The 18301-nt window shown below is 58.4% G+C and carries 16 protein-coding genes; 8 read left to right on the top strand and 8 right to left on the bottom strand.

The annotated features are described in order from the left end of the window. Window positions 1-78: 78 nt before the first annotated feature. The 4 genes from BOA8489_RS20405 (at window position 79) to BOA8489_RS08845 (ending at window position 5296) form a co-directional block, all read left to right on the top strand. On the top strand, window positions 79-222 hold the full coding sequence (locus BOA8489_RS20405) for a hypothetical protein (protein WP_176440247.1): 144 nt from the start codon (window positions 79-81) through the stop codon (window positions 220-222). Between the two features lie 429 nt (window positions 223-651). Beyond that, window positions 652-2055 carry a glucuronate isomerase gene (gene uxaC, locus BOA8489_RS08855; protein WP_093973668.1) on the top strand — a complete coding sequence of 468 codons (1404 nt, stop codon included), beginning with the start codon at window positions 652-654 and terminating at the stop codon, window positions 2053-2055. Continuing rightward, complete coding sequence (locus BOA8489_RS08850; protein WP_093973667.1) at window positions 2052-3494, top strand: mannitol dehydrogenase family protein; 1443 nt, start codon at window positions 2052-2054, stop codon at window positions 3492-3494. Before uxaC ends, BOA8489_RS08850 begins: the two co-directional genes overlap by 4 nt. A 173-nt stretch (window positions 3495-3667) precedes the next feature. Next, window positions 3668-5296, top strand: a complete 1629-nt coding sequence (locus BOA8489_RS08845) for a winged helix-turn-helix domain-containing protein (RefSeq protein ID WP_093973666.1) — start codon at window positions 3668-3670, stop codon at window positions 5294-5296. 163 nt (window positions 5297-5459) lie between these two features. Here BOA8489_RS08845 and BOA8489_RS08840 read toward each other — a convergent pair whose 3' ends face one another. The 4 genes from BOA8489_RS08840 to BOA8489_RS08825 all read right to left on the bottom strand — a co-directional run bounded on the left by BOA8489_RS08840 (window position 5460) and on the right by BOA8489_RS08825 (window position 9160). Next, window positions 5460-6701 carry a ShlB/FhaC/HecB family hemolysin secretion/activation protein gene (locus BOA8489_RS08840; RefSeq protein ID WP_093973665.1) on the bottom strand — a complete coding sequence of 414 codons (1242 nt, stop codon included), beginning with the start codon at window positions 6699-6701 and terminating at the stop codon, window positions 5460-5462. 60 nt (window positions 6702-6761) lie between these two features. Then, window positions 6762-7004 (bottom strand): DUF6522 family protein, encoded by a 243-nt coding sequence (locus tag BOA8489_RS08835; RefSeq protein ID WP_245813746.1) that lies wholly within the window; start codon window positions 7002-7004, stop codon window positions 6762-6764. 96 nt (window positions 7005-7100) lie between these two features. Then, entirely contained in the window at window positions 7101-8159 is a 1059-nt protein-coding gene (locus tag BOA8489_RS08830; protein WP_093973663.1) for a Gfo/Idh/MocA family protein, read from the bottom strand. Continuing rightward, window positions 8156-9160, bottom strand: coding sequence for a Gfo/Idh/MocA family protein (locus BOA8489_RS08825; protein WP_093973662.1), 1005 nt, complete (start codon window positions 9158-9160; stop codon window positions 8156-8158). Before BOA8489_RS08825 ends, BOA8489_RS08830 begins: the two co-directional genes overlap by 4 nt. 145 nt (window positions 9161-9305) lie before the next feature. Here BOA8489_RS08825 and BOA8489_RS08820 point away from each other — a divergent pair, with 145 nt between their 5' ends. Further along, complete coding sequence (locus BOA8489_RS08820; RefSeq protein WP_093973661.1) at window positions 9306-11081, top strand: SLC13 family permease; 1776 nt, start codon at window positions 9306-9308, stop codon at window positions 11079-11081. Between the two features lie 13 nt (window positions 11082-11094). Here BOA8489_RS08820 and nagA read toward each other — a convergent pair whose 3' ends face one another. Genes nagA through BOA8489_RS08800 form a run of 4 tightly spaced genes read right to left on the bottom strand, consistent with a single transcriptional unit; the run spans window position 11095 to window position 14936 of the window. After that, window positions 11095-12252, bottom strand: a complete 1158-nt coding sequence (nagA, locus tag BOA8489_RS08815; RefSeq protein WP_093973660.1) for an N-acetylglucosamine-6-phosphate deacetylase — start codon at window positions 12250-12252, stop codon at window positions 11095-11097. Then, complete coding sequence (locus tag BOA8489_RS08810; RefSeq protein ID WP_093973659.1) at window positions 12249-13274, bottom strand: SIS domain-containing protein; 1026 nt, start codon at window positions 13272-13274, stop codon at window positions 12249-12251. Before BOA8489_RS08810 ends, nagA begins: the two co-directional genes overlap by 4 nt. A gap of 10 nt (window positions 13275-13284) precedes the next feature. Further along, entirely contained in the window at window positions 13285-14043 is a 759-nt protein-coding gene (locus BOA8489_RS08805; RefSeq protein ID WP_093973658.1) for a GntR family transcriptional regulator, read from the bottom strand. Further along, a complete protein-coding gene (locus tag BOA8489_RS08800) occupies window positions 14040-14936 on the bottom strand; it encodes a glucosamine kinase nucleotide-binding domain-containing protein (protein ID WP_093973657.1) in 897 nt (298 codons plus the stop codon). The genes BOA8489_RS08805 and BOA8489_RS08800 overlap by 4 nt, the downstream gene beginning before the upstream one ends. 153 nt (window positions 14937-15089) lie before the next feature. Here BOA8489_RS08800 and BOA8489_RS08795 point away from each other — a divergent pair, with 153 nt between their 5' ends. From BOA8489_RS08795 to BOA8489_RS08785, 3 genes are all read left to right on the top strand, one after another. After that, window positions 15090-15992, top strand: a complete 903-nt coding sequence (locus BOA8489_RS08795) for an N-acetylmuramic acid 6-phosphate etherase (protein ID WP_176440246.1) — start codon at window positions 15090-15092, stop codon at window positions 15990-15992. A 14-nt stretch (window positions 15993-16006) separates the two neighbouring features. Next, window positions 16007-17260 (top strand): ABC transporter substrate-binding protein, encoded by a 1254-nt coding sequence (locus BOA8489_RS08790; protein WP_093973656.1) that lies wholly within the window; start codon window positions 16007-16009, stop codon window positions 17258-17260. A 113-nt stretch (window positions 17261-17373) separates the two neighbouring features. Beyond that, on the top strand, window positions 17374-18300 hold the full coding sequence (locus tag BOA8489_RS08785; RefSeq protein WP_093973655.1) for a carbohydrate ABC transporter permease: 927 nt from the start codon (window positions 17374-17376) through the stop codon (window positions 18298-18300). Window position 18301 lies beyond the last annotated feature (1 nt).

The raw sequence follows: 18301 nt of genomic DNA, 5'->3' as shown, positions 1-18301 counted from the left end.
AAGACGTGGCAACACAGATCAAAGAAGCTGGGCTTTTTTGGCTCAATTCGCGGGTGGTGATCAACCAAGACCGGATCGATGCCTGTCACGTCAATGATGCTGAAATCGAACCAAGCGACCGAGCTGGAGGCCGGGATTTCTGTCAACCGTGACAAGGCTCTGACGGCAAAGAAAGTATTGGCGTTCTTGGCAGATCCGCTCAGTTTTGTGGATGGTCGCTAGGTCAATGACAACGCCCATGTTCTGTTGCGTTTTTCCGGCGAGGCACGGGGATTGCTTAGGGCCAGTCAGGTTGCCGCCGGACGCGAGAACGGGCTGGAATTGGGTCCGGAATTGGACCGGGCAGTGGTCGCTGAACCCGCATTCCAAAAGGTTACCCGGAGGTGGCCCTGGAAGGCTTCGACAAAATCTAAAGCGACGCCGCTGACTTTATTCCCAGAACAAGCAACGGCGATCTTTAGCCCGGCATCGATGCGATACGGGACGGAATGCGGTTCATCGCGGACTGCCAGACGAGCGCCGCGAATGATACGTCATGGGTGCCACGGCGTCCGGTGGGCTGACCGGGCTTGCGCGAAGGGTTTCTTCGTTGCAGTCAGTGCGTAACGCGGTGATCCTGTCGCTTGTGTGGAGCACGTCTGAAGGTACGCCATGATACTTGATCCCGATCGGTTTTTCCCTCTTGAAGCCAACGCAAGACAGCTTGCGCGAGAGCTTTTTGCAACCGTGGCCGGTTTGCCGATCATCAGCCCTCATGGACACACGGACCCGCGCTGGTTTGCCGAAAACGAACGGTTTTCTGATCCGGCGCAACTTTTCGTTACACCCGATCATTACGTATTTCGGATGTTGTTCTCGCAAGGCATCCCGCTTGAAAGTCTGGGTGTGCCGCGTGTGGATGGTGGTCTGACCGAGACCGACGGACGCAAGATCTGGCGGCTGTTCGCGGAGAACTATCACCTCTTTCGCGCGACGCCGTCGAAAATGTGGATCGACCACAGTTTCCAGCACGTATTCGGGTTGGATCGCGCGTTTGCGCCGGCAACGGCGGATGCCTTTTACGATCGTATTTCCGAGTGTCTTGGGCGGGATGACTTTCGCCCCCGTCAATTGTTCGACCGCTTCGGGATCGAGGCTCTGAGCACCACTGAAAGCGCGATTGATCCGCTGGTCTGGCACAAGGCCATCCAGACCTCGGACTGGACTGGCAGGGTCATCACGGCCTATCGCCCCGACAGCGTCGTGGACCCCGAGTATGATGGCTTCGCGCAAAACATCGCCACGTTGGGCGAAATGACGGGCGAGGATACGACCTCGTGGCCCGGCTATCTGGAAGCGCATCGTAATCGGCGGGCTTTCTTCAAGGCGCATGGCGCGACGTCTTCGGATCATGGCCATCCAAGTGCGCACACAGAGAACCTGTCTCAGTCTGAGGCGGTGGCGCTGTTCGCAAAGGCGCTTGCCGGGAACTGCTCAACCGGGGAGGCCGAAGCGTTCCGGGGCCAAATGCTGACGGAAATGGCGCGGATGAGCATCGATGACGGTCTGGTGATGCAGATCCATCCGGGCTCTTTTCGCAATCATTCGCAGCCGATCATGGCGCAGTTTGGTCGTGACAAGGGGTTCGATATTCCGACGCGCACTGATTTCGCGCGGGCCTTGCGGCCAATGCTGGAAGCCTTCGGGACGGATCCACGTCTAAGCGTGATCGTTTTCACCTTGGACGAAACCACTCTTTCGCGGGAACTGGCACCGTTGGCGGGCGTTTATCCGGCCCTGAAACTTGGCCCGCCTTGGTGGTTTTTTGACAGCCCCGACGGCATGATGCGATACCGCGAGCTGACCACGGAAACTGCGGGTTTTTACAACACCGTCGGCTTCAACGACGACACGCGCGCGTTTTGCTCCATCCCGGCGCGTCACGACATGGCGCGCCGTGTCGACTGCGCCTATCTGGCGAAGCTGGTGCGTGCGGGCAGGCTGAACGAGGCAGACGCCTATGAGTTAGCGCAGGATTTGTCTTACCTGCTCGCCAAGAAAGCCTATCGGCTGTGACCGGCAATCTTCCAAGGCTTGCTCGAAGGGCGGCAGCTCCCAGGCCGGGAATTGTCCATCTTGGATTGGGGGCATTTTTCCGGGCACATGGGGCGCTGGTCATTGAAGATGCCATGCGACCTGCTGGTGGCGACTGGGGGATTATTGGTGTCAGCCTCAGATCTGCCGGCGTCCGGGATAATCTGGAAGGCCAGGGCAACGTGTATACTGCTGTCGAGATGAGTCCGGAAGGGCAGCAGCCCCGCATTGTGGAAGCCTTGAGCGATGTGATTTTCGCACCACAGAACCCGGACGCGCTTTTGGATCTGATGGCGGACCCGGCAATCAGGATTGTGTCGCTCACGGTAACGGAAAAAGGCTATTGCCACATTCCAAGCCTTGGCACGCTCGATGTCTCTCACCCCGAAATCCAGAAAGATATCGGGGCAGCGCATCCCGCAACCGCGATTGGCTACATTGTTCGGGCCCTGGAAAGACGCCGTTCGGCCGGTGTGCGCCCGTTCACCGTATTGAGTTGCGATAACTTGCCCGACAACGGGCGGGTCGCGCGCAACGTGGTGGTCGGATTGGCAAGGTGTATCGACGCTGATTTGGCCGACTGGATTGAGCGGGACTGTCGTTTCCCATCGACGATGGTCGATCGGATCGTTCCTGCGACAACACCGGACGCTATCGAGCGGCTTGCCACGAGGGTCGGTTACCGGGACCTCGCTCCGGTGTTTCATGAACCCTTTTGCCAATGGGTGATCGAAGACCGTTTCGTGGATGATGCTCGCCCCGGATTTGAGTCCGTCGCGGGGGTTCAGATGGTCGACGATGTTGCGCCTTTTGAACTGATGAAGATCAGGATGCTGAACGGCACGCATTCCGCACTTGCCTACCTTGGATACCTGGCCGGTCTTGAAACCATATCCGACACAGTTCGCGATCCGGTTTTCCGGGGCTTTGTTCAACGGGTCTGGCGCGACGAAATTATCCCGAATGTGACCCCGCCCGAGGGCGTGGATTCGGTGGCCTATGCAGAAGACCTTTTGGAGCGCTATGCCAACCCGGCGATTCAACACAAGACGTGGCAGATCGCGATGGACGGAAGCCAGAAGTTGCCGCAACGCATACTTGGCACCATCTTGGATGCGGTTAAGGCCGGACGGCGCTGTGACGGGTTGATCCTCGCCGTCGCGGGCTGGATGCGATATGTTGGAGGCACCGACGAACAAGGCAGTCCGATCGACGTGAAGGATCCGCTGGCGGCGCGATTGCGTGCCCTCTCGGATGCGGCCAGCAGTCCGCGCGAGAAAGTCGTGGCTTTGTTGAACGTGACAGAGGTTTTCACGCCTGAGCTTGCGGAATTGATCAAGGACGATCTATGCCGAGCCTACGAGATGCTGAACCGTGTCGGCGCCAGGGAATGTGTGCGAATGCGCAGTCAAGAAACCTGAGTTGCCGCGGGTTTTTGAAAAACCATGCCGCAGCGGCAGCGGGTTCGAGTTTCCGGCGCGTTAAGGTGCGAAATTGTATGGGCTCTTGCTGAAAATGCCATGCGAAAGTGCTGTTGCCGGATTGCTTGTGTGGTCTACACTCTATGTCGCAAGATAATGAAATGTAGTCCAAAATGAACGCCGCCGCGGAACCATCTGACGTGCAATTCAACCCCGGCTTTACCGAGGCCAATCGCTCGGACGGTTCGTCTGTGACCTTTACGCGTTCGGAGGCTCGCGCGATTGCCGCAATGGCCGCCAGCCCCGGGCGCCTGATGACCCGCAACCAGTTGCTGGACGCAATCAGCGAGCCGGGCTCGGAAAAGAACGATCGCAATGTCGATTTTCTGATCAACCGTATCCGGCGCAAACTTGGCGACAGTGCCAAGAACCCAAGGTTTATCGCAACGCGCTATGGAGAAGGGTATCTCTGGGTCGGCAAACAAGAACCGGTTGTGGAAGATCAAATCGGTGACGCTTATCTGATCATTGGTCCGGTACGCGGCCTAGGCGCGCTTGGAGATATGCCGGACCTGGCAATCGAGGTGGCCAATGAACTTGCCGCTCAGATCAAGCCGCTCTTGGAGTCTGATCAGAAACTGGTGATTGCCGCGGACTTCGCCCCCGACAATGCCAAACCCGGCGAAGGGCCTGCGGTTTCGGTCGATCTGACGTTTTTTCGCAATTCAGGCAAGACAGAGTGCGTCTTGAGTGCGCGATCGCTTCGCACATCTCGCATCTATTACGCAACGCGTTTCACGCTGGAGATGAACACCGGACAGCCCGGTGCGGGTTCTGCAAAGCACGCTAAGCGCATCGCACCGCTGCTGCTTGCAAAATCGTGGCACGCGGACATGGATAGTGCATCAGATCAGTTGCCGTTGCCGGTCGCGATGCACGAAGCGGGTAACAAGCCGGACAAGGGAACGATCTCGTGGCCCGAAAACGATATCCGCTTGCGCGCGCTAAGGTCCGAACATCCGGACGATCCAGCGATAAAGATGATGTATGCGACGCACCTTCACACGAAATACATAACACGTGGACGCGAGTTGTTTCATCAAGGCGAGGCGACATGCGAAGCAGACGAAGCGGAAATCGAGGCATTGGTCCTTCAGTCTCTGGGCTACGTGCAGAACCGGCCTGAACTGGCGGTTGTCGCGGCAAAACTGCTTTATTTCGTTGATCGCGGTTATAAGAATCTGGCGCTTGAACTGGCAACTGAAGCACTGGCCAATTGCGGTTCCGTGTCTTCATCGCTGTCCATTTTCGGCCAGCTCAGGGGGTTTGTCGGCGACATCGGCGCGGCGGTCGAAAGCCTGACACAGGCCAAATTGCTCAGCACAACCGGCTCGCACCATCATATGTATGTAATGGTCATGCTGTGTCAGGTGCTGATGGCAGCGGGCCGACGCGAGGAGCTCGCGGTTGCACGAAGTGAGCTGTACAAGCAATCCTCGGTCTTGGCCGTGTTTCTCGAGCCAATTTTTTCGGATCCGATCAATCCGTCCTTACGGGCAAAAGGCGTGACGCTGATGCTGAGCCGCGCGCGCGCGGTCGCGATTTTGCGACACATTTTTTATGTTTCAGCGCGCCTCTTTGAGCACCAGAACCATCGCGAGAACGTCTTGCGCACGCCGGTTAATCTGTTTGTCCGCCGTTTCGGACAGGGCATCGTGCCTGCGGACATCCGAGCGACTGTTCCTGGTCTCTTCGATGCTGAACCGACAGCATCGCGCCGTCGAAAGCTGCATTTCAAATAATCTTGCAACAATTGAGTGCGATCCGTGTATCAGACGGCGTATTCATGAGCAGGGTATGAGCAAGACCGGATCGTCAGCGCATGCTGGCTCTCCTGAATCTGGCATTTGCCCGTGCCCTGTTCTTATATGCGCCGCCTGTTGTTTCGCGCCCCGTGGTTGCAGACTAAAACCTGACGCCCGCACGCACCCAGAATCTTGTCTGATCTTGCGGGGCCGGACCGATAGGCTGATCGAAGATATGGGTGAGACTGACTTCCCCGATGAAGTCGCCCTGGATGGTGCGCACGCCAAGAGAGGCGCTCGACCATTCATCGGTCCGCGATGGCAAGATAGCGTTCTCATTGTCCCACAATCTGCCGACATCGACGCCGAAATAGGCCTGGGTGAATTGCAAGCCTTCGTCGACTAAACTTGGCGGTTGAACGTTGTAGGCCAGTTCGAACCGCGAGCCGAGGCATTGATCGCCTGAGACAAAAGTTTGGTCAAAGCCGCGCGCATAGGCATTGGTGCCGTATCCGCATTGCTGAGACACGGGCAAGCTGTCGCCGCTCCATTGACCGATAAGACCTGCGTTGACGACCCACAATTCAGATAGGGGAAGCGAGATTTCCGCGCTGAAAGACGTGCGCAGGAAGTCCGACGTCGCACCCGGAGCGGAAGCAAGAGGATTGTCGTGGCTAGATGCACCCAAAGCGTCCAATCCTTTGGTGATGGCCGCGGCAAACCGGCGCTGGAAGAGGTTTGGCAGGCCTTGTTGATAAAGGACCGCCGCCCGCAGCAGTCTCAGGTCTTCGTCGATGGTTGGAGTTCCAAGCAGAGTTCCCTCTCCCTGCCGCGCGACAAGTTCGACCGATGAAGTGATCTCGGACTCGTTTTCGCGGGGCGCGGTATGGCGCACGCCAATCGCTCCGACGCGCAGTGTGCCGGTGATATCCAGCACAATCATATCAGAAGAGCCAAGCGTCACGTCCGACTGTGTGTAGTTGGCGTAGCCAACGATGCCTTCGCCCAAGCGCGCGCGATACCCGATTCCGCCCGCCCGCAACTCCAGGCTATCGTCGGCGGAAGGTCCGGCAATCACACCGACGATATCCAGCTGGTCTGCTTCGACAAAGAGATCGGGTGTGATCCGGCCAATCGACAGTATGTTTGGTCCGACGTCTTCGGATCCATAGGTATCGAAGGTAAGAAAAGTCGTTGGCTGATCGAGTTTCTGTATGTTTGAAGTTGACCCACGGTCCACACCGGCTGCGGGTTCACTCACGTTTGAGGCGAAAAAGGACTGCGCGTGTGAGGCGCTTGCCGTTGCAAAAAGGAATACGGTTGCCGCAAGGCAAAAAGCCTTAGCTACGGCGCAAAGAGTATTCACCTTTGGCGCAGGCCAAAGAGATTCTTCAGGTTTCATGAAAGCATTTATCCCCGTTCCGGCACCACCATGCGTGGATTTCGACTCAACCGCAAGATGCTAACGCGGTCGTGCGTCCGTGCGAACGGTGCTGATGACTTTACCGTCATCAGTGCATGTCAGTCGAACACGTTTGCCATTGTGGTAAAACGTCAGTCGAAGGCGTCCGGCGTCTTCGTCCTGTCCGGTTTCGTATTTGCTGGTGATCTCGCCTTGTCGCATTTTGGCCTGAACTTCGCTCGGTTCAAGTCCGAGCAGATCGCCAAGATCGCGTGCGTCGATCACCGGTTGTCCATTGTTCATTTCGATCTTCATGGCTCATTTTGCCCATTTGCGGTTGGTGCTCATCAAGGCAGAAAGGGGCGAATTATCAAGCCCCGTCCTCAGAGGATTTCCCGGCTACGGGGTCCAGCCTGCGTAAAGCGGATGATCCCTTTCAATGGGCAGACATTCAGGACCGCCAATCCGCGCCGATGCGTAGACGGCGGTGACGAATTCCAGTGACCGCCGTGCGTCGGCGAAGGTGACGCGCCGGTTGTCTTTACCGTCCAGTGCGTCGGCAATTGCCGCGAACAGACCTGTGTAGCCGGAAGGCGGCGTCGCAACAGACGCGAGCACCGCGTCGATCTGGGCCTGAGTGGTCGGCGCGCGGGCCGTGAAATGCCAACCCTTCTCGGCGGGTGAATAGGGCGCGTGATCCGATTCCACGCTAAAGCCTTCGAACATCAGGCGTACACGGCTGATGTTTTCGGCGCAGCCCAAAGTGACGGAAGATGTGATGACCGCCCCGCTCTCCATCCTCAGACTGAGGGCCGCACAGTCTTCGACCTCGATGTCGTTCACACGAGTCGCAAGCTCGGCGTGGACTTTTGCGACAGGTCCAAGGGCGGCGGACAAAAGATCGTGGATGTGGATCGCGTGACCCAAAATTGCACCGCCTTGTTCGCCAGCCCAGGTGCCTCGCCACGGAACGGCGTAGTAGTCGGCCTGCCGATCCCAGTGCGTTTCCAGCGTGCCGGCAAAAGCACGTCCCGGCAGTCCGGCGTCCATCAAGGCGAGAAGCTGTGCCATCCCCAGTCCGAAGCGATATTGAAACACTGGGGCCAGAAAACCGCCGGTGGCCTCAAGCCTTTCAGCGAGGGCATCGGCTTCTTTTAGCGAGCTTACCAGGGGCTTTTCGCAGATGACTTTCTTTCCGGCATCCAGCGCCCTCAGGCAGGTGTCAAAATGCAAGTGCGGGGGGAGGCAGACGTCGACGATGTCGATTGTTTGATCGCGAAGAACGTCGTCGAGACTCGTGGTGAACCCGGTTCCGGGCTGTCTGTCGGCGAGCGCACGTCCTCGTGCTTCGTCGAGGTCGCAGATCGAGTGCACGCTGTAGCGTTCGGGCAGGGCTGCATAGCCCGCCAAGTGCTCGGCCCCAATCCCTGCGCCGACGATACAAACCGAATGTCTCATGGGGTTTGAGCTTTCATCTGTGCCTCGATTGCCAATCTCATGGTGGTGAAGGTATGCGCCTGCGCGACCGCGGTTTCGCTTCGGTCTTCGACATCGCGTACAAGGCGGGGAAAATAGGGCAGAACCGCATCATGGCAGGGGATCAGTTCGTTCTTGGTGCCGTTCACCAGTATAAGGGTGTCGGTTGCATGTGCTCGGCCGATATCGGTGTATTTCCGCAATTCGATCTGGCCTTCGGTGCCTTGGATGAAAAGACGACCGTCGCCCCATGTCGGCAGTCCATCGGGCGTGAACCAATCCACACGAATATAGCCGTGACCGCGGTCCGAGCGCAGAACAAGTTCACCGAAATCCTGAAAGCCAGCTTGCTCGGGCATGGTGGTGTTTTCGACAAGCGCATGGACGATGGTTGCGTCCGTCGATCCGGTGAAATGCAGAAACTGGTCGATTTGGTGCGAGCCGATATCACACAGGATGCCACCGAATTTTTCGGGGTCAAAAAACCAGTCCGGTCGGGTCGCTAGGTTCTGTTTATGGGGCCCAATGCCGATGGTCTGGATGACCCGGCCAATCGCGCCGCCCAACACCAGCTCTTCGGCTTTGGTCACGGCGGGCACTTCGAAACGCTCGGAAAAATTCACCGTCCAAATCCGCCCCGTGCGCGCCTGAACGTCGCGGATTAACGCCAGTTGATCCAGCGTCGTGCAACCCGGCTTATCGACCATGACGTCCTTGCCAGCTTCCATCGCTTCGATGGCCAAAGCTGCGCGCTGAGCGGGGATGGCCGAAATCAACACCATCTTGACGTCCGGATCTTCAAGAATGCGGCGGCGGTCGTCGCATTTGGAGAGTCCTGGGAACACCTTGCGAAACTTGGTTTCGGTGACGGCTGCGCCGCGCGTCCAATAGGCGTCGCAAGTGCAGCCCTGTTCCAGCATCCGTCCCAGCATCCCGAAGATATGCCCGTGATCGATCCCCAGAACGCCAATTTTGAACGCCATCGCGTCTCTCCTTTCACAGGGGCCTTGTCAAAGCCATTCAATGAACCCCAGTCTGTGGGCAATCTGGCGCAATTCCGACAGGGCGTCGATGGAAGACATGTTTTTGCGCTATCGTTGTCCGGACGGGCGTGTTTAGACTCTCGGTATGCCAAGTGATCAAACACAGATTTTCGCTATTTTTGCAGTGCTTTTCGTCCTGCTGGTCTGGGGGCGCATCCGGTATGATCTGGTCGCGTTCGGGGCTCTGGTCGTTGCTGCCGGGTTGGGGCTGGTACCATCGGATCAGGTATTTTCCGGGTTCGGACATTCTGCGGTGGCTATTATCGCGCTTGTGCTCATCGTCTCTCGCGGGTTGATCGGCTCGGGGGCGATTGAACTGCTCGCAGCCCGCCTTTTGGACGCCGAGCGCCCGCTGCCGCTTCACATCGCAATCATGGCCTTTGTCGGCGCAGGTCTGTCGGCCATAATCAACAACGTCGCGGCGCTGGCGATCTTGATGCCGCTCGATGTCGAGACGGCCGCGAAAGCCAAACGTGCAGTAAGTCTGACACTCATGCCGTTGTCCTTTGCGACAATCCTTGGCGGCATGATCACGCTGATCGGCACGCCGCCCAATATCGTGATTTCCGAGTACCGTCAGGACGCGCTCGGCACACCTTTCGCGATGTTCGATTTCGCCCCTGTCGGTTTGTCCGTCGCAATTGCCGGTATCGCCTTCGTGTCTCTGGTCGGCTGGCGGTTGTTGCCCAGCCGCGAAGGCGCCGTCGAGCAAGAAGCGGCCTTTGCCGAAGGCCGCTATGTTGCCGAGTTGCGTGTCGGTGAAAAGGCAAGCGACCGCACTGTCACCGTTGGTGATCTCTTTCCTTTGGCCGACGAGCACGACCTGCATATTCTTGGACTGGTGCGCGGTGGTCGGCGCAAGTCAGGGTTCGCCGCCCGTGAAGAAATACGGGCGAGTGATTTCATCGTCGTGGAGGGCGAGCCGAAGTCAATTGAGGCGTTCATGGGCAAAGCCGTCCTTGAGTTCTCGGGGTCGGAAAAGCACGAGGGCGGCGTCGCGTCGGGTGGTTTGACACTGACCGAGGCAATCGTTCCGGATGGTGCTCGGATTGCCGGGCGTACCGCGCGCGATCTTAAGCTCTTGTATCTTCATTCAGTGACGCTTTTGGGTGTATCGCGCAGTGGCAGGCGTTTCCTTGACCGGGTGCAATTGCTCAGGGTCAAACCCGGTGATGTGTTGCTGCTTTTGGGAACCCCGGAACGCAACGCGGCAGCAGCCGCATGGCTGGGTGTCCTGCCGCTCGAAGGGCGCCAGACACAGGTTGTGCAACGCTCGAAGGCAGGCTTGTCGATCGGCATTTTTCTCCTGGCCATCGCTTTGGCGGCATTCGGGGTGAGTTCCTTGCCCTTCGCCTTGTCGGCCGCGGTTATCGGATTCGTGGGGGTGGGTCTGGTATCGGGCCGCGAGGTCTATGACTCGATCGAGTGGAAAGTGATCGTCCTTCTGGCCAGTCTGATCCCGCTCGCGGCGGCATTTGAAGCCTCAGGCGGCGCTGATCTGATTGCGTCGCAAATTCTGGGCGTGACGGACGGGTTCCCGCCTTGGGTTTCTCTTCTGGTCTTGATGGTCGTCACGATGACTTTGTCGGATTTCCTCAACAATGTCGCCACGACTCTGATCGCCGCACCGATTGCACTGGGACTTGCGACGGCGACCGGAACGAACCCGGACGCATGGCTGATGGCCGTGGCGGTAGCGGCGTCCTGTGCGTTCCTGACTCCGATAGGCCATAAGAACAATACCATCATCCTGGGACCCGGCGGGTATCATTTTGGTGACTACTGGCGCATCGGTCTGCCGTTGGAAATGCTGGTCGTGGCAATCGCGATGCCCGCGATACTTGTGTTCTGGCCCCTGTGATCGGCGCGCGTTCTCAGGTGCCTTTTTCGGCACAAAGCACGCGCCGAGTGATCGAGCGTTCCGCCCCATCCGGGAAATAGACCGCCCGACGTGCGCCCTTCAAAACCCCAAGACCCTCAGCGTCCTGCAAAAGCTCGGCCGGTGTTGATGTCGCGCGTCGCACCGCCTGCGACAGCTTATCCCCGACCTTGGTCATCATAACCTCAATGGCACGCGGCATCTCAAGGTCCGCGCCCGCCAGTGTCCCATCTTCAAGCGTAAGCCGCCCGTCCTTCCGCAGGATCTGTCGCCCATTCAGACGAAAGCTCGTGATGTCCGAACCCGCACAGGCCATCGCATCCGTCACCAGAAAGACACGCTCCGAGTGCGGCTTGGCGGCAAGGGCCACGGCCATTGTCGCGGGGTGAACGTGGATGCCATCCGCAATAAGCCCGGCATACACTTCGCCGCGCGAAAGGGTCGCTCCGACCAGTCCGGGTTCACGGCTCTGAAGCTGGCTCATCGCGTTGAACAGATGTGTCGCACAGCGCGCGCCCGCGTCAAACGCCGCGTGGCAGGTCGCCACGTCAGCGTCCGTGTGGCCCAGCGATACGTTGATGCCCGCCTGAGCCATCGCGCTGATCTGCGCTGGCGTCGTATTTTCCGGAGCAACCGTGACCATGACATTCGCCAAACGCTCGGCGGCGTTCAGCAGAAGTTGCAGATCGTCATCGCTCATCGGGCGGATCAGGCTAGGGTCATGCGCCCCTTTGCGCGCGACCGAAAGATGCGGGCCTTCAAGATGAATTCCGACGATCCCCTCAACCTTCTGCGCAATGGCCTGCTCGACCGCGTCGATGGCAGCGCGTGTGCGATCGGGCGTGTCGGTGATCAAAGTCGGCAAAAGCGCCAACGTGCCGGTCGTCGCGTGGGCCTCTGCGATCTTTTGCAAGGTCTCGACAGATTGGTCCTCGTTGAACATCACACCTCCGCCACCGTTGACTTGAAGGTCAACGAACCCGGGGGTGATCAGCCCTCCGCCCAGATGTTCTTTCGGACAATCGGCAGGCACGGCGTCAAGCGGCAGCACAGACAGCAAGCCTTTGCTGTCACAGACCAGAGCATGGTCGTACACCAGGGCGCGTCCATCGTGGATTTTGGCGCCGACATAGGCTTTTTGCGGCGCGCTCATACGGTTTCAGTCACTTTCTTCAAGTGACGCGGGGCGTCCGGATTGATCCCTCGCGAGGCAGCGGTGCGTTCTACCATTGCATAGAAACTGGCAATCAACGAGATCGGATCGGTCAACGCGTGGCCGGTGCGCGTCACCTCCAAGGCACTGGCTTTGCTCACCTTTTCGGTGGTCGCAAAGACGGTTGCGCCCTTGGATGCAATCTCATCCGCGACACTGGCAAGTGCACCTTCCGCTTCATCGGCGGACGCAAGCGCAATTACGGGAAAGCCGCCGTCTACGATAGAAACAGGACCGTGCAACACTTCTGCGGACGAGTAGGACTCGGCATGTATTTGACAGGTTTCCTTGAATTTCAGCGCTGCCTCATTCGAAATCGCATATGCAGGACCGCGACCCAGACAATAGATCGAGTTGCGCCCTTCCAGCGCCTCTCGAACGGCCGGCCAGTCGATCAGCACCGCGCTTTCCAGCTTTTCCGGAAGGTTGTGAATCGCCGCGAGAAGGGCGGCGTCCTCTGCCCATTCGGCCAGAAGCCAGATGCCTGCAACGGTCGAATTCACGAAAGTCTTTGTGGCAGCGACGCTGAGTTCGGGGCCGGCGTGCAAATTGAGCGCATGATCCGCCACCTGAGCAAGCGGGCTGTCGGGGTGATTGGTCATCGCCACGGACAACGCACCGCCCGCGCGCGCCATACGCGCCATTTCGACGATATCGGGGCTTTTTCCGGATTGCGAAACAGACAAGCAGACCGCGCCCTTGAGGTTGAGTTGGCGTTTGTAGATCGACGCGATGGATGGACCGATCGACGCGATCGGTGTTCCCATCAGAAGTTCGGACGCGTATTTCAGATACGTCGCCACATGGTCGGACGAGCCCCGCGCAACGCTGACCATGAACGATGGGTCTTGCGCCCGGATTGCGTCGGCGGCAGCTTTGATATCGTCGCCGCCGTTGCGCAACAGGCGATCAACAGCACTGGGGATTTCCAACACTTCGCGGCGCATTTGTGTCTCGGCCATGTCTGGCGTCCTATTCTTTTGCAAGGCGAAGTTCGGCCACGAAGTTGTAGGCGTCTCCGCGGTAAATGGATTGGGTGAATTCGACGGTCCGTCCGTCGGAAAGGTAAGAAGTGCGTTCGATACGCAGGCCGGCTTTGCCGGGCTCGACTTCAAGAAGTGTCGCGTTGTCTACTTCGAGATTTATTGCCGAGATTTTCTGTAGAGCGCGCGCTGGCCGATACCCGGCCTGTTCCAGCACTTCGTAAAGCGATGTTTCGACCAGCAGCGGATTGGGCAACATCTCTGTCGAAAGCGAGGCGCGCTCGATTGCCATGGGTTTGCCATCAGCGGTTCTTAGGCGTGCAATGCGAGACACAGAGGCGTCAGGCGAAAGGGCAAGGGCCAGCACCTCGTCCGGAGAAGGCATGAAGATACCACGTTCCAGCCAGATGCTGGTCGACGTCATGCCGCGCCGCGCCATGTCTTCGCTGAATGACGTCAGACGTGAAAGGGATTGCTCGATCTTGGGCGTATCCGAGGCGACAAAGGACCCCGAACCCTGTTTCTGAATGACGATCCCGTCTTGAGCCAGCGCGTGGATGGCCTTGCGAACCGTAACGCGAGACATGTCGGTGATCGCGGCGATCTCGCGTTCTGGCGGCAGTGAACTGCCTGCTTTCAACACGCCCTGATCCACACCATCGCTCAGCCGCCGGCGCAGTTGCACGTACCTCGGGCCGCCGTCCGGCCGGAGCCATTTTTCGGGGGCAAGGAAGTCCACGATGCTCATTGAGTGCGCTCCGGTGGACTTGCCGCAAGCCGGGCCGCCAACTGAAATGCGCCATCCAGGGACCCACCGTGAGAAGATACGCGACCCTCCAGAGCGTCTTGCGGAAGATAGGCTTCATAGTGCGGGCCGACGCCGCCGGTCAGGCAAATGGTGTCGCCGGATCGGAACCCAAGCGTTGCAAGGGCCTGCATCAGGTAATCGGCACCCTCATTCATCAGGCTGACGCCCCATTCATCACCCGCATTTGCAGCTTCGATAATGAGAGGAGCAAGCGTTCCAAAGTCTCCAGGCATGGCAGAGGCCGCAAAGGTGACCATACCATTCGGATCGCTATCGAAACGGGCGAGCAAGCTGCGGGTCAGGTCCGAGTGTGGGGTCAGTCCGTCGAGGCACAGGATCGTGCGCCGCAGAGCTGCATGTCCAAGCCAAGCACCCGAGGCCTGGTCCGAAAGCTGAAAGCCCCAGCCGCCGACAAATCCAAGTGTTCCGTGGTGGCTGCTGGCCACAATCGTTCCCGTTCCGACAGCCAGGAGATAGCCATCCTGATCCCCAAGCGCGCCCGCGATCGCCGTTGGCCGGTCGTCTGTCACGATTGTGCGCTGAAAGGGCAGAGCACTGGAAATGCGTGTACTGTCATCAGCCGTCATCACGCCCGCCAACCCGACATGGGCCACCGCGCCGGATAATGCATCGGCGGAAAACCCGGCTGTTTGCAGTGCCGCATGAACAGCTTCAAGGACGCTTCTAATTGCCAGCGCGGAGTCGGATGTCGCGTTTGCGCGCCCGCCTTCGGCGCGAGCGAGCACGCCTTTTGCAAGCGTGCCAACCGCAGCCCGGCAGCCGGTCCCGCCTCCATCCACGCCTATGAGCAAGGTATGATCTGAATCAGACATAAGATACCTTTATAATACCTATTTTGGAAAAGATAGACCTATTGCGTGTAAAAAGCTGATAATTGGCCTTATCAAAATGGCAGAAATGTGGCGGCGGAGAAAATGGTAGACAAAAGGTATTTAAAAGGTATTAGATTGAGGAAGGAGATTCGAATGTTGCTGCCTGTCACTGAAATGTTGTCCGAAAACGAGGCGATTGACCTGCTGGGCGCAGATCAAGCCGCCGAAGTCTTCATTGGCGCGCAAATGGCGGCGCTTCAGGCTGTTCTGGACGCATCGGAAAGTATCGCGCGCGGCGCCGAAGTCATGGCGGGAGCTGTCCGCTCGGGCGGGTCTTTGGTGTATGTCGCGGCCGGAAGCTCGGGTCTGATGGCGCTTGCGGATGCCTGTGAATTGCCCGGCACCTTCGGCATCCCCGCGAACAGAATTCAAATTCATATGCCTGGCGGTGTGCCGGTCGACGGACGTATGCCGGGCGATACTGAAGATGATGTCGGTGCAGCCGGCACAGCGATGCGCGCTGTCAAAGACGGCGATGTTGTCATCGTCCTCAGCGCAAGCGGCAGCACGCCTTTCGCGATTGCTGTGGCAGAGCGGGCGCGTGCAAAAGGCGCTGTCGTGATCGCGATCGCCAACAATCCAGGCACGAAGTTGCTTGAACTTGGAGATATTCCGATCTGTCTTGTGACGCCACCCGAGGTGATCGCCGGATCAACACGGCTGGGGGCCGGGACCGCGCAAAAAGCGGCGCTCAATCTCATGTCATCGCAGATGGGAATTGCGCTAGGTCATGTGTTTCGCGGGCAGATGGTGAATGTTGTCGCTGACAACAGGAAGTTGGTCGGGCGGGCGACCGGGATAATCTCGGGCATCGCCGGTGTCTCGCGAGACGCGGCAAAGGCCGCCCTGACCGTTGCAAAAGGTGATACAAAGGCAAGCATTCTGGTCGCGACGGGAATGACTGTCGAACAAGCGAACCAACTACTTTTCCGGCACAAAGGCCAGCTTGGCCCATGCCTCATGACGATCCAACCAAACCAAAACACAACTGTTTAACCAGGGAGACTACCATGAAGAGAACCAAATTGACCGCAGCGCTTCTCGCCTCGACGCTGATCGCAGGCGCGGCGACGGCCCAAGACGTGACGCTGACAATCGAAAGCTGGCGCAACGATGATCTAGCAATCTGGCAACAGCAGATCATTCCGGCATTCGAGGCCGCGCATCCGGGGATAAAACTGAATTTCACACCGTCGGCTCCCGCCGAATACAACGCGGTCTTGAACTCGAAACTGGATGCGGGTTCGGCTGGTGACATTATCACATGCCGTCCGTTCGACGCGTCGCTCGCGCTGTTCGAGGCTGGACATCTGGCCGACATCGGCAACATCGAAGGCATGGCCGGCTTCTCGCCGGTGGCGAAATCTGGCTGGAGCACAGATGACGGGTCCGTGCAGTTCTGCGTGCCGATGGCATCGGTGATCCACGGCTTCATCTACAACAAGGACGCCTTTGACGAGTTGGGTCTCGAGGAACCAAAGACAGAAGCCGAGTTCTTTGCGGCGCTGGACGCGATCAAGGCGGATGGCTCATATATTCCAATGGCGATGGGCACCAACGACCAGTGGGAAGCCGCGACGATGGGATATAACAACATCGGGCCGAATTACTGGAAGGGCGAAGAAGGCCGGTTGGCGCTTCTGGCGGGTGAGCAATCCCTGACGGATGAGCCTTGGGTTGCACCGTTCCGTCAGTTGGCGAAGTGGGGCGATTACCTGGGCGACGGCTATGAGGCGCAGACCTATCCCGATAGCCAGAACATCTTTACTCTTGGCCGCGCGGCAATCTATCCGACCGGTTCTTGGGAAATCTCAGGCTTCAACAATCTTGCCGATTTCGAGATGGGTGCTTTCTATCCGCCGGTCCAGAACGCGGGCGATACCTGCTATATCTCGGACCACACCGACATCGGAATCGGGATGAATGCAGCAACTCCCAACCCCGAGGCCGCGACGACCTTCCTCAACTGGGTGGGATCGTCGGAATTCGCGACGATTTTCGCCAACTCTCTGCCGGGCTTCTTCCCGCTGTCCGACGCTCCGGTCACTCTGGAAGACCCGTTGGCGCAGGAGTTCATCTCTTGGCGCGATGAGTGCGAGAGCACGATCCGGTCGACCTATCAGGTTCTGTCGCGCGGCACGCCTAACCTTGAAAACGACACATGGAATGCGTCCGTGGCCGTGATCAAAGGCGAGGAAAGCCCGGAAGATGCAGGCGCGCGTCTGCAAGCGGGTCTGGCAAGCTGGTACGAGCCTCAGCAATAAGCCCTTCGTGACAGCACTGCGCCGGGGGTTTCGGCCATCGGCGCAGTCTGCCCGGATCGTTTTCCGCAACCATTGCTTCGCTATGTGCTCCGCAAAAACGGCAGGATAATCTTATGACAAAACATCAGAATAAGCCGAAGTTCAGGTGGCATATCGTGATTTTTCTCGCGCCTGCCGTCCTCGTCTACTCGGCAATCATGATCTTCCCGCTGTTCGCCACTTTGCGCCTGGCTTTGTTTACCGAAATCGATCAGGAAAGGGTCTTCGTCGGCCTGCAGAACTTCCGCGCGTTGTTTGGCGATGCCGTCTGGTCGGATCAGTTCTGGAACGCGCTTGGCAACAATTTCTGGTTCTTCGTCATTCACATGCTGGTGCAAAACCCCATCGGCATTGCCCTTGCGGCGATCCTCAGCCATCCGCGATTGCGGTATGCTGCTTTTTACCGCTCGGCCATCTTCATTCCGACCATCCTGTCTTTTGTCATCGTCGGGTTTGCCTGGAAACTGATCCTGTCGCCGATCTGGGGCATTGCGCCGGGGATGCTGGACGCGGTCGGGCTGAAATCCCTCTACGCACCGTGGCTTGGCAAACAGGAATACGCTTTGACCACACTGTCACTTGTCTCTGTCTGGCAGTTCGTCGGCATCCCGATGATGCTGATCTATGCCGCGTTGCTGTCGATCCCCGACGAAATTCTCGAAGCCGCTGAAGTTGAAGGCATCACCGGCATGTCAGCCTTCTGGAAGATCAAGCTGCCGCTCATCCTGCCGTCGATCGGGATCATCTCGATCCTGACATTTGTGGCGAACTTCAACGCGTTCGACCTGATCTATGCCGCGCAAGGCGCGCTGGCGGGGCCAGATTTCTCAACCGACATTCTGGGCACCTTCATGTATCGGACGTTCTTTGGCTTCCAGCTTCAACTGGGTGATCCGCACATGGGGTCGGCAATTGCCTCGGCCATGTTCGCGATCATTCTGATCGGCGTGTGCATCTACCTTTTTGGCATCCAGTCGCGCATGCGCCGCTATCAGTTCTAAG

This window comes from Boseongicola aestuarii (genome assembly GCF_900184815.1).
GTDB classification, from domain to species: domain Bacteria; phylum Pseudomonadota; class Alphaproteobacteria; order Rhodobacterales; family Rhodobacteraceae; genus Boseongicola; species Boseongicola aestuarii.
Note: the sequence above shows the minus strand (reverse complement) of the source record. Positions and strands in the feature narration are given on the sequence as shown.

Bases quoted from the DNA above. Each gene is read 5' to 3' on its own strand.
- BOA8489_RS08785 (WP_093973655.1), top strand. From the start codon at position 17,374: ATGACAAAACATCAGAATAAGCCGAAGTTCAGGTGGCATATCGTGATT.
- BOA8489_RS08835 (WP_245813746.1), bottom strand. From the start codon at position 7,004: ATGAACAATGGACAACCGGTGATCGACGCACGCGATCTTGGCGATCTG.
- BOA8489_RS08805 (WP_093973658.1), bottom strand. From the start codon at position 14,043: ATGAGCATCGTGGACTTCCTTGCCCCCGAAAAATGGCTCCGGCCGGAC.
- BOA8489_RS08845 (WP_093973666.1), top strand. From the start codon at position 3,668: ATGAACGCCGCCGCGGAACCATCTGACGTGCAATTCAACCCCGGCTTT.
- BOA8489_RS08840 (WP_093973665.1), bottom strand. From the start codon at position 6,701: ATGAAACCTGAAGAATCTCTTTGGCCTGCGCCAAAGGTGAATACTCTT.
- BOA8489_RS08830 (WP_093973663.1), bottom strand. From the start codon at position 8,159: ATGAGACATTCGGTTTGTATCGTCGGCGCAGGGATTGGGGCCGAGCAC.
- nagA (WP_093973660.1), bottom strand. From the start codon at position 12,252: ATGAGCGCGCCGCAAAAAGCCTATGTCGGCGCCAAAATCCACGATGGA.
- BOA8489_RS08790 (WP_093973656.1), top strand. From the start codon at position 16,007: ATGAAGAGAACCAAATTGACCGCAGCGCTTCTCGCCTCGACGCTGATC.
- BOA8489_RS08820 (WP_093973661.1), top strand. From the start codon at position 9,306: ATGCCAAGTGATCAAACACAGATTTTCGCTATTTTTGCAGTGCTTTTC.
- uxaC (WP_093973668.1), top strand. From the start codon at position 652: ATGATACTTGATCCCGATCGGTTTTTCCCTCTTGAAGCCAACGCAAGA.
- BOA8489_RS20405 (WP_176440247.1), top strand. From the start codon at position 79: ATGCCTGTCACGTCAATGATGCTGAAATCGAACCAAGCGACCGAGCTG.
- BOA8489_RS08810 (WP_093973659.1), bottom strand. From the start codon at position 13,274: ATGGCCGAGACACAAATGCGCCGCGAAGTGTTGGAAATCCCCAGTGCT.
- BOA8489_RS08825 (WP_093973662.1), bottom strand. From the start codon at position 9,160: ATGGCGTTCAAAATTGGCGTTCTGGGGATCGATCACGGGCATATCTTC.
- BOA8489_RS08795 (WP_176440246.1), top strand. From the start codon at position 15,090: ATGTTGCTGCCTGTCACTGAAATGTTGTCCGAAAACGAGGCGATTGAC.
- BOA8489_RS08800 (WP_093973657.1), bottom strand. From the start codon at position 14,936: ATGTCTGATTCAGATCATACCTTGCTCATAGGCGTGGATGGAGGCGGG.